Consider the following 13,841-nt stretch of genomic DNA (forward strand, 5'->3'; position numbering starts at 1 on the left):
TGAAACAGTCGCCAGGACGGTTTCACCCAGTGCCTGGCTCAGATGAAGCAGAGCGACAGCGGTTCGGCGATGTAGGCAGGTTTTTCCTGGCCTTCGATTTCCAGGGTGGCGGTGACCTTGAGCAGCCACTGTCCGGGTTTCTTCTCGGTCACCTCGGCCAGATCGACCTTGAGCCGCACCTTGCTGTCGACTTTCACCGGCTGGATGAAACGCACGCTGTCCAGGCCATAGTTGACGGCCATTTTCAGGCCTTCAGGCACAACCAGAATGCCTTCCATCAACTTGGGGATCAGCGACAGGGTGAGAAAACCGTGAGCGATGGTGCTGCCAAATGGCGTTTTTGCCGCCTTGTCCGGGTCGACATGGATGAACTGAAAGTCGCCGGTCGCCTCGGCAAACAGGTTGATGCGCTGTTGATCGATGGTCAGCCATTCGGAACGTCCCAGTTCCTTTCCAACGTACTGCGAAAGCTCTGCAACAGGTACATAGGGCATTGTGACTCTCCAGATTGTCTTTGGTTTTGTTATGACTTCGGCAGATTCGAAAGTCTAAGATCAGCACGCCTGCAGGAAGTGGTCAAGTCGGCGAAGATCGGCTTATAGCCCGGTCGTTAGCGTGCTTATAATGGCCGCCAGGCCTCAAGGAGATGCTTATGCTGTTGCGTGGTTTGACCTGGCTGGTGCTGTTCCAGTTGCTCGGAACGGCGATCAATCACCTGGTGGTGCCGATCCTCCCCGGGCCGATCATCGGCCTGCTGTTGCTGCTGGTGTACCTGATGCTGCGTGGCGAGGTGGGCGCGCCCCTGAGCGAGGCGGCCAACAGCCTGCTGCGCTACTTGCCACTGCTGCTGGTGCCGCCGGCGGTGGGGGTAATGGTCTATGCCGCAGATATCGCCGCCGACTTCTGGGCCATCGTCGGCGCCCTGGTGCTGTCGGCGCTGCTCACCCTGGTGTTCGTCGGCGTGCTGATGCACAAACTGATGGCCCGCCAGGGCAGCCATGAGGAGCAGCCATGAGCCTGGACTGGAGCGGCGCCGTCAACGCCGTCATTCACCATCCGCTGTTTGGCATCGGCATCACCCTGGGCGCCTACCAGCTGGTGCTGGCGGCCTACGAGAAAACCCGCTGGATCTTCCTGCAGCCGGTGCTGGTGTCGATGCTGGTAGTCATTGGCGTACTGCTGGGCTGTGGCCTGACTTACAGCGAATATCGCAAAAGCACCGAGATCATGAACATCCTCCTGGGCCCGGCGACCGTGGCCCTGGCGGTGCCGCTCTATCTCAACCTGCGGCGCATTCGCCAGCTGTTCTGGCCGACCTTTACTACGCTGGTAATCGGAGGGGTGTTCGCCACCGGCGCCTGCCTGTTGCTGGGCTGGTGGTTTGGCGCCGAGCACATGATCCTGATGACCATGGCGCCAAAATCGGTGACCTCGCCGATTGCCATGCTGGTGGCCGAGCAGATTGGCGGCGTGGCCGCGCTGGCGGCGGTGTTCGTGTTGATCACCGGGGTGATCGGGGCGATTTTCGGCCCGGCGCTGCTGTCGCGTTGTGGTGTGCACAGCCCTGAAGCGCGCGGCATGGCTTTAGGCGTGACTGCGCATGCGGTTGGTACTTCGGTAGCGCTGCAGGAAAGTGAAGAATGCGGGGCCTTCGCGGCCCTGGCGATGAGCCTGATGGGGGTTGCCACGGCGGTATTCCTGCCACTGGCGGTTAGCCTGGTTGCTTGAGGAGTTGCAATGACGTTACCCCTGTTTCCGCTCAATACCGTGCTGTTCCCGGGCTGCTTTCTCGATCTGCAGATCTTCGAGGCGCGTTACCTGGACATGATCGGTCGCATCATGAAGCAGGGCGGTGGTTTTGGCGTGGTGTGCATCCTTGAGGGCGAGCAGGTTGGCGCTGCGCCCAGCGGTTTCTCGCAGGTTGGCTGCGAGGCGCTGATTCGCGATTTTCAGCAGCAGGACAACGGCCTGCTGGGGATTCGGGTCGAAGGCACCCGGCGCTTTCGTGTCGGGCCGTTCGAGGTGCAGAAGGACCAGTTGCTGGTCGCTGATGTGTCGTGGCTGCCGGAGCTTGCCGACGAGCCGCTGGAAGATGACCATCACGACTTGCTGGCGCTGCTGCAAGCCCTGGGCGAGCACCCGATGGTCGAGGCGCTGGGCATGCCGGTGACGGTCCACGGCCAGCAGGCCCTGGCCAACCAGCTCGCCTACCTGCTGCCGTTCGTTGAAGAAGACAAACTCGACCTGCTGGCCATCGACTCACCGCACAAGCGCCTGGAGGCTATCCAGGCGCTGCTTGACCGGCTGCAAGGCGAGCTGTTCGCCTGATGCCTCAGTACTGGTAGCGCAGCAAGGCGTGCGGCAGCGAGTGCAGGGCGAAGAACGCCAGCAGGGCGACGCAGGCCGGCAGGATCAGCCACCAGACCCGTAGCGGCAGGGCGGTGAGCGGTTGCCGGTATTGGGTCAGGGTCAGGCTGGTAGCGCACACGCAGCAGGCGAGCATGGCGCCGGCGAGGATGTCGGTCGGCCAGTGCGCCCCCAGGTACACCCGTGACAGCGCGATCGCCAGCGCGGGAATGCAGCCCAGCATGATCCAGGTCAGGCGCATGCGCGGCGGCTGCCCGCGCCCGGCCAGCACCGCCAGTACCAGGAAGAACGCAAACGACGCCGAGCTGTGGCCGCTGGGCATGCTGTAGGTGGTCAGCGGATCAGTGAGTACCTCCGGGCGCGCCCGGGCAAACAGCCACTTGAGGCTGCCATTGGCCAGGGCCGTGCCGATCAGGGTGCTGCCGGCGAAAATCGCCGGGCGCCACTGGCGGGCCAGCAATAACAGGCCGGTGAGCAGGCCGCCGAGGAAGAACTGGGTTCGGAAATCGCCGAGGCGGGTGATCAGTACCACCGTGCCGTCGATGGCGCGGCTGCGGTTCTCCTGGATCAGGGTCATCAGGCCCTGGTCGAACTGGGTCAGGTATGGCCAGCCGAGAAACAGCCCGGTCAGGGCCAGCAAGCTCATCCCGGCAATCAGCCGGGTGCCGCGGCGCATGCTGCGCAGGCTGCTGTTGATGCTCAGGCCGACCAGCACCGCCAGGCCGCCCATAACTACCCCAGCCTGTGGCCAGAAGCCTTCCGGCAACGGCAGGCGCATGGCCGCGCCGGTTGCCCAGCCCGGCAGCAGGTAAGCCACTGCCCAACCGGCCCCGGCCAGCAGGCTGACGGCGATAAAACGCGGCAGCGGCATGTCGAACATGCCGGCGACCATGGGCAGCATCGGCCGCAGCGGGCCGATGAAGCGCCCGACCAGCAGGCTGGCGATACCATAGCGCTGAAAGTAGGTTTCGGCGCTGCCGATCCATTCCGGATGGTGGCGCAGCAGCGGCAAGCGGCGGATGTTCTGGTGAAAGCGCCGGCCTAAGGTGTAGGAGATCGCGTCGCCGAGCAAACCACCGGCAAAGCCCAGCAACAGGGTTTCGCCCAGGCTCAACGCACCGCTGCCGGCCAGTACCGCGACGGCGAACAGCAAAACGGTGCCGGGGACGATAATCCCGGCAATCGCCAGGCATTCCACGCAGGCCACCAGAAAAATCGCTAATCCCAGCCACTGCGGGTTGGCGCTGAGCCAGGTGGTCAGGCTGTCGAGCCATGGGCCCATCGTGTCAGTTTCCTTGTGTCAGTAAAAAGTAGTCCCGGCCTTCGACTTGGCCCCGGCGCAGCGGGTTCCGTGTGCAATGGCGGGCAAAGTCGGCGTCGACGAAACGGTAGGGCAGATGTTCATCGCGGCCGTGGGGAATCCCCAAGCGGGTGGTCTGGATAATTTGTTTCACTTTGATACTGCAGTCCTCGACAAACAGCTGCTCGGCATCAAAGCGTTTGCCGTCCCAGTGCGGCACTTTCAGGCCCAGGGCCTTGCACAGCAGGGTCTGGCCGGCGCACAGGCGTTCGGGCGGGCGCGCCTGGCCGCTGGCGTCAGGGTTGTTCAGTTGCATCTGTGCCAGGCTGTTGTCATCCGACAAGGCATCGACGAAGGGGTAGGCCGATTTGATCAACACCGCATTGCCCGGCCCGTGGGCGCTGAAGTTCAGCGAGTCGCCGCCGCGGGCGTAATACATGTAGATGTGCCCGCCGTCGAGGAACAGCGCCCGGCGTTTTTCGGTGTAGCCGAGCGAAGCGTGGCTGCCCTTGTCGCTGAGGTAGTAGGCCTCGGTCTCGATAATCCGTGCCGCCAGCCAGTACGGGCCGTAGCGGTGGCGGATGACCTTGCCCAGCAGGGCCCTGGCCAATTCGCCAGCGTCGCGGTCGAAGAAGCTGTCGGGCAGGGCCTTGGGCGGGCAGGGGGCGGAGTCTGGCATGCGGGCAGGTTCGCGGGTGGACAGGTGGGCGATGATAGCAATTTCTGTCTTAACCAACCCTGAATGGCCATTATGAAGCGAGGGGCCGGCACTCTTTTCGACCATCCGCCTGTCACCGCTGGGCGTGGGGCCACACGACAGTTATAATCATCCGATTTTCCCCTTCGCCAAGACCACTGAGCCCATGACTGAGTCCGTTCTTGACTACATGACCCGCCTGGGTCGCGCTGCCCGCGCGGCGTCGCGCGTGATCGGCCGTGCCAGCACTGCGCAAAAGAACCGCGCCCTGCAAGCCGCCGCCAACGCCCTGGACGCTGCCCGCGCCGAGCTGACCGCCGCCAACGAACTGGACCTCGCTGCTGGCCGCGCCAATGGCCTGGAAGCGGCCATGCTCGAGCGCCTGGCGCTGACCCCGGCACGCATCGACGGCATGATCGTCGGGCTGCGCCAGGTGGCCAGCCTGCCGGACCCGGTCGGCGCGATCCGCGACATGAGCTACCGGCCATCGGGTATCCAGGTCGGCAAGATGCGCGTGCCGCTGGGGGTGATCGGCATCATTTACGAATCGCGTCCGAACGTGACCATCGACGCTGCCAGCCTGTGCCTGAAGTCGGGCAACGCCACCATCCTGCGCGGCGGCTCCGAAGCCATCCATTCCAACCGTGCCATTGCCGCCTGCATCCAGCGCGGCCTGGCCGAGGCCGGCTTGCCGGCGGCGGTGGTGCAAGTGGTCGAAACCACCGATCGCGAAGCAGTCGGTGCGCTGATCAGCATGCCGGAGTTCGTCGACGTCATCGTGCCGCGTGGCGGCAAGGGCCTGATCGAGCGCATCAGCCGCGACGCGCGGGTGCCGGTGATCAAGCACCTCGATGGTATCTGCCACGTCTATGTGGCTGAGCACGCCGAGCTGGACAAGGCCCGGCGCATCGCCTTCAACGCCAAGACCTACCGCTACGGCATCTGCGGGGCGATGGAAACCCTGCTGGTCGATCAGTCGGTCGCGGCCGAGTTCCTGCCGGAAATGGCGCGACAATTTCGGGAAAAAGGCGTCGAATTGCGCGGTTGTGAGCGCACGCTGAAAATCATCGAGGCGCTGCCGGCGACCGAAACGGACTGGAACACCGAATACCTCGCGGCGATTCTGTCGATCCGCGTAGTGGACGGTCTGGACCAGGCCATCGAACACATCAATCGCTATGGCTCGCACCATACCGATTCGATCGTCACCGAACACCAGGCGCAGGCTCGCCAGTTCATGGCCGAGGTCGATTCGTCGTCGGTAATGATCAACACCCCGACCTGCTTTGCCGACGGTTTCGAGTACGGTCTGGGCGCGGAGATCGGGATTTCCACCGACAAGCTGCACGCCCGAGGCCCGGTTGGCCTGGAAGGCCTGACCTGCGAAAAATACGTGGTGATCGGCGACGGTCAGCTGCGCGGACAGGAGTCGCTCTGACTTGGCCGAGCGCAAACCGCTCGCCCCAGTCTCGACGATGTCGCCCGCCCGGCGCATCGGCGTGCTCGGCGGGACTTTCGACCCGGTGCACATCGGACACCTGCGCAGTGCGCTGGAGGTCGCCGAAGTGCTGGCGCTCGACGAGCTGCGGCTGATGCCCAACGCCCGCCCGCCGCACCGTGATACGCCGCAAGTGTCGGCCCAGGACCGGCTGGCGATGGTCCAGTGCGCGGTTCAGGGCGTGCCTACGCTGTCGGTCGATGCCCGCGAACTGGCCCGTGACAAGCCGTCGTACACCATCGAAACGCTGGAACTGATGCGTGCCGAAATGGCCGCCTCAGAGCAGCTGTTTCTGCTGCTGGGCTGGGACGCGTTCTGCGGCCTGCCCAGTTGGCACCGTTGGGAAGAATTGCTGCAACACTGTCACATCCTGGTGCTGCAACGCCCGGATGCCGACGTCGAGCCGCCGGATGCCTTGCGCAACCTGCTGGCCGCACGTTCGGTCAGTGATCCGCAGGCCCTTGAAGGGCCTGCCGGGAATATTGCATTCGTCTGGCAGACGCCGCTTGCGGTGTCAGCCACGCAGATCCGACAGCTGCTGGCCAGCGGCAAGTCGGTGCGGTTTCTGGTGCCGGACGCAGTACTGGCCTACATCGATGCGCACAACCTTTACCGTGCGCCGAACTGAGGGTGCTGAGAAGCGCCTCATACTATTGAGTTGAATGAGTTTTATATGACCAAGCAAAAACACAACGTCAGCGCCGAAGAGCTGGTCGAACTGACCAAGTCCGCCCTGGAAGACGTCAAGGCCCAGGACATCCAGGTTATCGACGTAAAAGAAAAGCACAGCCTGACCGACTACATGATCATCGCCACCGGTACCTCCAACCGCCAGATCAGCGCGATGCTGGAAAAGGTCCGTGAGCAGGTCAAGGCCAAGGGCGTGCAGCCGTTGGGCGAAGAAGGCAAGGGCGACAGCGACTGGGTACTGCTGGACCTGAATGATGTCATCGTCCACATGATGACTGCCGCTGCCCGTCAGTTCTACGACCTTGAGCGTCTGTGGATGGGTGCCGAGCAGAGCCGTGCCGCCGATGGCAAGCACCACAGCCCGGAAAACACCCACGACTTTGCAGACAAGCTGAAAGATCGGGAATAAGGAAGGCTCGTGCGTCTGCGTCTGATCGCGGTCGGCTCGCGCATGCCCAAGTGGGTTGAGGACGGTTGGCATGAATATGCCAAGCGCCTGCCCGCGGAGCTGTCGCTGGAGCTGGTGGAAATACCGCTCAATACCCGGGGCAAGAATGCCGACGTCGCCCGCCTGATCCGTCAGGAGGGTGAGGCCATGCTTGCCAAGGTCCAGCCAGGGGAACGGATTGTCACCCTGGAGGTCCATGGCAAGCCCTGGAGTACCGAGCAACTGGCGGTCGAGCTGGACCGCTGGCGGCTGGATTCGCGTACCGTCAACTTCATGGTCGGCGGCCCCGAAGGGCTGGCGCCGGAAGTCTGTGCGCGGGCCGAGCAGCGCTGGTCGCTGTCGCCGCTGACACTGCCCCACCCGTTGGTAAGGATACTGATCGGCGAACAGCTGTACCGCGCCTGGACCGTATTGTCCGGGCACCCCTACCACAAATAAGCCTTAAGCCTTTTCAATGTCGCAGCCGATTCGCCTCAAGGATCACGAGAAAGACGCCCGTCTGGTGCGTAGCCGCGTCGTGGTCGGTGCAGTGGCGATCGTCCTGCTGATTTGCGTGTTGATCGCCCGCCTGTATTACCTGCAGGTGATCCAGTACGACTATCACTCGACCCTGTCGGAAAATAACCGGGTGCATGTGCAGCCGATTCCGCCGACTCGCGGGCTGATCTTCGACCGCAACGGGGTGATCGTCGCCGATAACCGGCCAAGCTTCAGTCTGACCATGACCCGTGAGCGCTCCGGCGACTGGCAGCAGGTACTCGATGTGATCGTCGAGGTGCTCGAGCTGACCCCGGACGACCGCACCCTGTTTGAAAAGCGCATGCGCCAGGGCCGCCGGCCGTTCGAGCCGGTGCCGATCCTGTTCGAACTGACCGAAGAACAGATCGCCCGGGTTGCGGTGAACCAGTTCCGCCTGCCCGGCGTCGAGGTGGTCGCCCAACTGGTGCGCCATTACCCGCAGGGAGCGCACTTTGCTCACTCGGTCGGTTATGTCGGGCGGATCAACGAGAAAGAGCTGAAGACCCTCGACCCGGTCAACTACAGCGGTACCCACCATATCGGCAAGACCGGCATCGAGCGCTTCTACGAACCGGAACTGCACGGCCAGGTGGGTTACGAAGAGGTTGAGACCAACGCCCGTGGCCGGGTATTGCGGGTGCTCAAGCGCACCGACCCGATCCCCGGCAAAGACATCGTCCTGAGCCTCGACATCAAGCTGCAGGAAGCTGCCGAGGCCGCGCTGGGCGGGCGCCGCGGCGCCATTGTCGCACTCGACCCAAATACCGGCGAAGTACTGGCGATGGTCAGCCAGCCAAGCTTTGACCCCAACCCGTTCGTCACCGGCATCAGCTTCAAGGCCTATGCCGAGCTGCGCGATTCGATCGACCGGCCGCTGTTCAACCGCGTGCTGCGCGGCCTGTACCCGCCGGGTTCGACCATCAAGCCGGCAGTGGCCATCGCCGGCCTCGACAGTGGTGTGGTCACCGCCAGCAGCCGGGTGTTCGACCCGGGCTTCTACCAACTGCCCAATTATGACCACAAGTACCGCAACTGGAACCGCAGCGGCGACGGCTGGGTCGACCTCGACCTGGCGATCATGCGCTCCAACGACACCTACTTCTACGACCTGGCGCACAAGATGGGCATCGACCGTCTGTCCAGCTACATGAACAAGTTCGGCCTCGGGCAGAAAGTCTCCCTCGACATGTTCGAGGAGTCCGCCGGCCTGATGCCGACTCGCGAATGGAAGCGCGCCACCCGCCGCCAGGCCTGGTTCCCGGGCGAGACGCTGATCCTCGGTATCGGCCAGGGCTACATGCAGACCACGCCGCTGCAGATGGCCCAGGCCATCGCCCTGATCGCCAGCAAGGGCAAGTGGAACCGTCCGCACCTGGCCAAGACCATCGAAGGCCAGCCGCCGGTGGACGAGAACCCGATGGAAGACATCGTCTTGCGTGACAAGTCCGACTGGGCCAGGGTCACCCATGGCATGGAGCAGGTGATGCACAACGCCCGCGGTACCGCCCGCGCCGCCGCCGCCGGTGCCCAGTACCGGATTGCCGGCAAGAGTGGTACCGCCCAGGTGGTAGCGATCAAGCAGGGAGAGAAGTACGACCGCAACAAGGTTCAGGAACGCCACCGCGACCACGCCCTGTTCGTCGGCTTCGCCCCGGCAGAGAACCCGAAGATCGTGGTTTCGGTGATGATCGAAAACGGCGAAGCGGGTGGCCGCGTCGCGGCGCCGGTGATGCGTCAGGTAATGGACGCCTGGTTGCTCGACGAGCATGGCCGGCTCAAATCCGAGTTCGCTCCCGCCACCGTCGTTCAGGAATCGGCCCAGTGAAGAACAATTTCGATCGCATGCTTTCCAGCGAGGACGTAATGCGTCGTCGCGCAAGCTTCCTGCAGCGCATCCATGTCGACGGCCCGTTGCTGATCCTGCTGCTGACCCTGGCTGCCGGCAGCCTGTTCGTGCTCTATTCGGCCAGCGGCAAGAACTGGGACCTGCTGCTCAAGCAAGCCAGTTCGTTCGGCATCGGCCTGGTGTCGATGTTCGTCATTGCCCAGCTCGAACCACGTTTCATGGCGCGCTGGGTGCCCCTTGCCTATGTGGTCGGGGTGATCCTGCTGGTGGTGGTCGACGTTATGGGCCACAACGCCATGGGCGCCACGCGCTGGATCAACATTCCCGGGGTGATCCGCTTCCAGCCCTCGGAGTTCATGAAGATCATCATGCCGGCGACCATCGCCTGGTACCTGGCCAAGCGCTCGCTGCCGCCGCATTTGAAGCACGTGGTGATCAGCCTGATCCTGATCGGCCTGCCGTTCATCCTCATCGTGCGCCAGCCAGACCTGGGTACCGCCTTGCTGATCCTCGCCTCCGGCGCCTTCGTGCTGTTCATGGGCGGCCTGCGCTGGCGCTGGATCCTCAGCGTGGTGGCGGCGGCAGTGCCGGTGGCGGTGGCGATGTGGTTCTTCGTCATGCACGACTACCAGAAACAGCGGGTACTGACCTTTCTCGACCCGGAAAGCGATCCGCTGGGCACCGGCTGGAACATCATCCAGTCGAAAGCGGCGATCGGCTCGGGCGGGGTGTTCGGCAAGGGCTGGCTGCTGGGCACCCAGTCGCACCTGGACTTTCTCCCGGAAAGCCACACCGACTTCATCATCGCCGTGCTTGGCGAGGAGTTCGGCCTGGTCGGCATCTGCGCGCTGCTTTTGATCTACCTGCTGCTGATCGGCCGCGGCCTGGTGATTACCGCCCAGGCCCAGACGCTCTACGGCAAGTTGCTGGCCGGCAGCCTGACCATGACCTTCTTTGTTTATGTGTTCGTCAATATCGGTATGGTCAGCGGCTTGTTGCCCGTGGTGGGGGTGCCGCTGCCCTTCATTAGTTATGGCGGAACTTCGTTGGTGACGCTGCTGTCAGCGTTTGGGGTTTTAATGTCGATCCATACGCATCGCAAATGGATTGCGCAGGTTTGAATAAGGTGAAGAATTACATGCAAGCAATGCGTGGCTGGGCGGCTCGTTGTGCGCCCTGGGTCGGCTTTGTAGGTTTGCTCGGCGGAGCGCAAGGCGCTGCTGCCGGCGACTACGACGGCTCGCCCCAGGTAGCCGAGTTCGTCGGCGAAATGACCCGCGACTACGGTTTTGCCGGTGAGCAACTAATGGGGGTGTTTCGCGAGGTTCAGCGCAAGCAGTCGATCCTTGACGCGATCTCGCGCCCGGCTGAACGGGTAAAACCCTGGAAAGACTACCGGCCGATGTTCCTCACCGACGCCCGCGTCGCCCGCGGCGTCGACTTCTGGCGCCAGCATGAGGCCACCCTGGCCCGCGCCGAACAGGAATACGGCGTGCCGGCCCAGGTGATCGTCTCGATCATCGGCGTCGAAACCTTCTTTGGCCGCAACACCGGCAATTACCGGGTGATCGATGCGCTGTCGACCCTGGGCTTCGATTACCCGCCGCGTGCCGAATTCTTCCGCAAGGAGCTGCGCGAGTACCTGTTGCTGGCCCGTGAAGAGCAGGTCGACCCGCTGACCCTCAAGGGCTCCTACGCCGGGGCCATGGGCTTGCCGCAGTTCATGCCGAGCAGCTTTCGCGCCTACGCCGTGGATTTTGACGGCGACGGCCACATCAATATCTGGAACAACCCGGACGATGCCATCGGCAGCGTTGCCAGCTACTTCAAGCGTCATGGCTGGGTAGCCGGCGAACAGGTGGTCAGCCGCGCCACGGTGCGTGGCGAACGCGTCGACGAAGGCCTGAGCCCGGGCATCGACGCGGTCAAGACGGTCGGGGAGTTGCGGGCACTGGGCTGGTCGAGTCATGATGCGCTGCGCGATGATCTGCCGGTCACCGCCTTCCGGCTCGAAGGTGACAACGGCCCGGAATACTGGCTGGGCCTGAAAAACTTCTACGCGATCACTCGCTATAACCGCAGCGTGATGTATGCCATGGCAGTGCATCAGCTCTCGGACCTGCTGGTTCAAGCACGGGGCGCCAAGTAATGCGCGTAATGTTCTCCGCTACATCGCTGAAACTGCTGGGTTGCGCGGCCCTGGGCCTGGTGCTGGTGAGCTGTTCGAGCAGCCGCCCGAGCACCTCCACCCAGGGTAATGCCAATGTCGTGCGGGCCAAGCCCGGCCTGGACATCAACCGGGCCCACAAGGACGGCGCGCCATGGTGGGACGTCGACGTCTCGAAGATCCCCGACGCGACCCCGACCGTGCACACCGGCAACTACAAGGCCAACCCCTACACCGTGCTGGGCAAGACCTACTTCCCGATCCCCGACTCGCGCAACTACCGCGCCGAGGGCACGGCATCCTGGTACGGCACCAAGTTCCACGGCCAGAACACCGCCAACGGCGAGGTCTATGACCTCTACGGTATGAGCGCGGCGCACAAGACCCTGCCGCTGCCGGCCTACGTCAAGGTTACCAACCTCGACAACCAGCGCAGCGTGATCCTGCGGGTCAACGACCGCGGGCCGTTCTATTCCGACCGCATCATCGACCTGTCGTACGCGGCGGCGAAGAAGCTCGGCTATGCCGAGACCGGCACCGCGCGGGTGCGCGTTGAAGGCATCGACCCGAAACAATGGTGGGCCCAGCGCGGCCAGCCGGCGCCGATGGTCCTCGACCAGCCGCAAGTGGCCCAGACCCAGGCGCTGCCGGCCAGCACCGGCACGGTCGAGCAATGGACGCCACCGCCGCAGCAGCACGCCGCTGCGGTCGTACCCCTGCAAGTCGCCAGCAACAACACGATGGCCAGCAATGGTCTTTACTTGCAGGTCGGCGCTTTTGCCAACCCCGATGCCGCCGAACTGCTGCGCTCCAAGCTCAGCAGCATGGTCAGCGCACCGGTGTTCATCAGTTCGATCGTGCGCAACCAGCAGACCCTGCACCGGGTCCGCCTGGGGCCGATCAACAGCCAGGGTGAAGCCCAGCAGATGCAGGACAGCGTGCGCCTGGCCAATCTGGGGCAGCCCAAAGTCGTCACGGCAGACTGATCGGGGGGACTGATCGGTTTGTCATGCAGCCGGGCGCAGCCGCCATGTACAATGGCGGTTTTGCCCGTCAGGCCATGCGCCTGTAAACGTTTTGCCCATGAGGGCATGAGCCCATTAGCCATTTCGAGAGACGGATGAACATAACCAGCTTTGCCAAACGCCTTTGCCTGCTTGTACCGCTGATGATTGCCCCTGCCGCCTTCGCGGCAGAGCAAATGATGCCGTCGCCGCCGCAACTGGCTGCCAAGTCCTACGTGCTCATGGAAGCCTCCAGCGGCAACATCCTGGTCGAGAACAATGGTGACCAGCGTCTGCCTCCGGCGAGCCTGACCAAGCTGATGACCGCCTACATCGCGACCCTGGATATCCGCCGCGGGCAGATCGGCGAAAACGACCCGGTCACCGTCAGCGAAAACGCCTGGCGCACCGGCGGTTCGCGGATGTTCATCAAGGTCGGCACCCAGGTCAGCGTCAGCGACCTGCTGCACGGCATCATCATCCAGTCGGGTAACGACGCCAGCGTCGCCCTCGCCGAGCACATCGCCGGCAGCGAAGACGCCTTCGCCGACATGATGAACAAGACCGCCGGCGACCTGGGCATGAGCAACAGCCACTTCATGAACCCGACCGGCCTGCCGAACCCCGAGCACTACTCGTCGGCTCATGACATGGCGGTGCTGGCGCGCGCGATCATCCACGAAGACCCGGCTCACTATGCGATCTACTCGCAGAAAGAGTTCTTCTGGAACAACATCAAGCAGCCTAACCGCAACCTGCTGCTGTGGCGCGACAAGACCGTCGACGGCCTGAAAACCGGCCACACCGACGAAGCCGGCTACTGCATGGTGTCTTCGGCAGTACGTGACGGCATGCGCCTGATCGCCGTGGTCTTCGGTACCAACAGCGAGCAATCGCGTGCGGCCGAAACCCAGAAGCTGCTGACCTACGGCTTCCGCTTCTTCGAAACCCAGACCTTCTACCAGAAGGGTACCGAGCTTGCCCAGGCACCGGTCTGGAAGGGCGCAACCAATCAGGTCAAAGCCGGTCTCGCCGAAGACCTGACCATGACTTTGCCTAAAGGCCAATTGAAAAAGCTGGCCGCAAGCATGACCATGAACCCGCAATTGATCGCTCCGATCAACAAAGGTGACGTGATCGGTAAAGTGGAAGTCAAACTGGATGACAAGGTTGTCCACAGTGCCGACCTGATCGCGCTGGATGGCGTTGAGGAAGGTGGTTTCTTCCGTCGTGTGTGGGATAGCATTCGGCTATTCTTCTACGGGTTGTTCAACTGATATCGTGACCTGCCACGCCCCCGCCACT

General features: G+C 63.3%; 15 protein-coding genes. 12 read left to right on the plus strand and 3 right to left on the minus strand.

Features of this window, described 5'->3' with window-relative positions; translation table 11 throughout:
* Nucleotides 1-38: 38 nt before the first annotated feature.
* Entirely contained in the window at nt 39-494 is a 456-nt protein-coding gene (locus JYG36_RS03990) for a MaoC family dehydratase (RefSeq protein WP_045199890.1), read from the minus strand.
* A gap of 158 nt (nt 495-652) precedes the next feature.
* Between JYG36_RS03990 and JYG36_RS03995 the strand changes: the two genes are divergently transcribed.
* Genes JYG36_RS03995 through JYG36_RS04005 form a run of 3 tightly spaced genes read left to right on the plus strand, consistent with a single transcriptional unit; the run spans nt 653 to nt 2,328 of the window.
* A complete protein-coding gene (locus JYG36_RS03995) occupies nt 653-1,015 on the plus strand; it encodes a CidA/LrgA family protein (RefSeq protein WP_045199889.1) in 363 nt (120 codons plus the stop codon).
* Entirely contained in the window at nt 1,012-1,728 is a 717-nt protein-coding gene (locus JYG36_RS04000; RefSeq protein ID WP_045199887.1) for an LrgB family protein, read from the plus strand. The genes JYG36_RS03995 and JYG36_RS04000 overlap by 4 nt, the downstream gene beginning before the upstream one ends.
* 9 nt (nt 1,729-1,737) lie before the next feature.
* Complete coding sequence (locus tag JYG36_RS04005) at nt 1,738-2,328, plus strand: LON peptidase substrate-binding domain-containing protein (RefSeq protein ID WP_045199885.1); 591 nt, start codon at nt 1,738-1,740, stop codon at nt 2,326-2,328.
* 4 nt (nt 2,329-2,332) lie between these two features.
* Here the strand turns inward: JYG36_RS04005 and JYG36_RS04010 are convergent, their stop codons facing one another.
* Nucleotides 2,333-3,649: a bifunctional DedA family/phosphatase PAP2 family protein gene (locus JYG36_RS04010; protein ID WP_045199883.1), complete on the minus strand. Its 1,317-nt coding sequence runs from the start codon at nt 3,647-3,649 to the stop codon at nt 2,333-2,335.
* A 4-nt stretch (nt 3,650-3,653) separates the two neighbouring features.
* Nucleotides 3,654-4,346: a DNA-3-methyladenine glycosylase gene (locus JYG36_RS04015; protein ID WP_213603168.1), complete on the minus strand. Its 693-nt coding sequence runs from the start codon at nt 4,344-4,346 to the stop codon at nt 3,654-3,656.
* Nucleotides 4,347-4,530: 184 nt separating this feature from the next.
* Here JYG36_RS04015 and JYG36_RS04020 point away from each other — a divergent pair, with 184 nt between their 5' ends.
* The 9 genes from JYG36_RS04020 (at nt 4,531) to JYG36_RS04060 (ending at nt 13,813) form a co-directional block, all read left to right on the plus strand.
* A complete protein-coding gene (locus tag JYG36_RS04020) occupies nt 4,531-5,802 on the plus strand; it encodes a glutamate-5-semialdehyde dehydrogenase (RefSeq protein ID WP_045199881.1) in 1,272 nt (423 codons plus the stop codon).
* 37 nt (nt 5,803-5,839) lie between these two features.
* Nucleotides 5,840-6,490 (plus strand): nicotinate-nucleotide adenylyltransferase, encoded by a 651-nt coding sequence (gene nadD, locus JYG36_RS04025; protein WP_050990013.1) that lies wholly within the window; start codon nt 5,840-5,842, stop codon nt 6,488-6,490.
* Nucleotides 6,491-6,535: 45 nt separating this feature from the next.
* Nucleotides 6,536-6,961 carry a ribosome silencing factor gene (rsfS, locus tag JYG36_RS04030; protein WP_045199877.1) on the plus strand — a complete coding sequence of 142 codons (426 nt, stop codon included), beginning with the start codon at nt 6,536-6,538 and terminating at the stop codon, nt 6,959-6,961.
* A gap of 9 nt (nt 6,962-6,970) precedes the next feature.
* Nucleotides 6,971-7,438 (plus strand): 23S rRNA (pseudouridine(1915)-N(3))-methyltransferase RlmH, encoded by a 468-nt coding sequence (gene rlmH / locus JYG36_RS04035; RefSeq protein ID WP_045199875.1) that lies wholly within the window; start codon nt 6,971-6,973, stop codon nt 7,436-7,438.
* Nucleotides 7,439-7,454: 16 nt separating this feature from the next.
* On the plus strand, nt 7,455-9,344 hold the full coding sequence (gene mrdA / locus JYG36_RS04040; RefSeq protein ID WP_045199872.1) for a penicillin-binding protein 2: 1,890 nt from the start codon (nt 7,455-7,457) through the stop codon (nt 9,342-9,344).
* Between the two features lie 38 nt (nt 9,345-9,382).
* The gene (gene rodA / locus JYG36_RS04045) at nt 9,383-10,486 is read left to right on the plus strand and encodes a rod shape-determining protein RodA (RefSeq protein WP_045200058.1); all 1,104 of its coding nucleotides are present in this window, start codon (nt 9,383-9,385) and stop codon (nt 10,484-10,486) included.
* Between the two features lie 17 nt (nt 10,487-10,503).
* Nucleotides 10,504-11,514, plus strand: coding sequence for a lytic murein transglycosylase B (gene mltB / locus JYG36_RS04050; protein ID WP_045200056.1), 1,011 nt, complete (start codon nt 10,504-10,506; stop codon nt 11,512-11,514).
* Nucleotides 11,514-12,518 (plus strand): septal ring lytic transglycosylase RlpA family protein, encoded by a 1,005-nt coding sequence (locus tag JYG36_RS04055; RefSeq protein WP_045199870.1) that lies wholly within the window; start codon nt 11,514-11,516, stop codon nt 12,516-12,518. The genes mltB and JYG36_RS04055 overlap by 1 nt, the downstream gene beginning before the upstream one ends.
* A gap of 134 nt (nt 12,519-12,652) precedes the next feature.
* Nucleotides 12,653-13,813, plus strand: coding sequence for a D-alanyl-D-alanine carboxypeptidase family protein (locus JYG36_RS04060; protein ID WP_045199868.1), 1,161 nt, complete (start codon nt 12,653-12,655; stop codon nt 13,811-13,813).
* Nucleotides 13,814-13,841 lie beyond the last annotated feature (28 nt).

It is taken from the genome of Pseudomonas sp. SORT22, from assembly GCF_018417635.1.
GTDB lineage: Bacteria > Pseudomonadota > Gammaproteobacteria > Pseudomonadales > Pseudomonadaceae > Aquipseudomonas.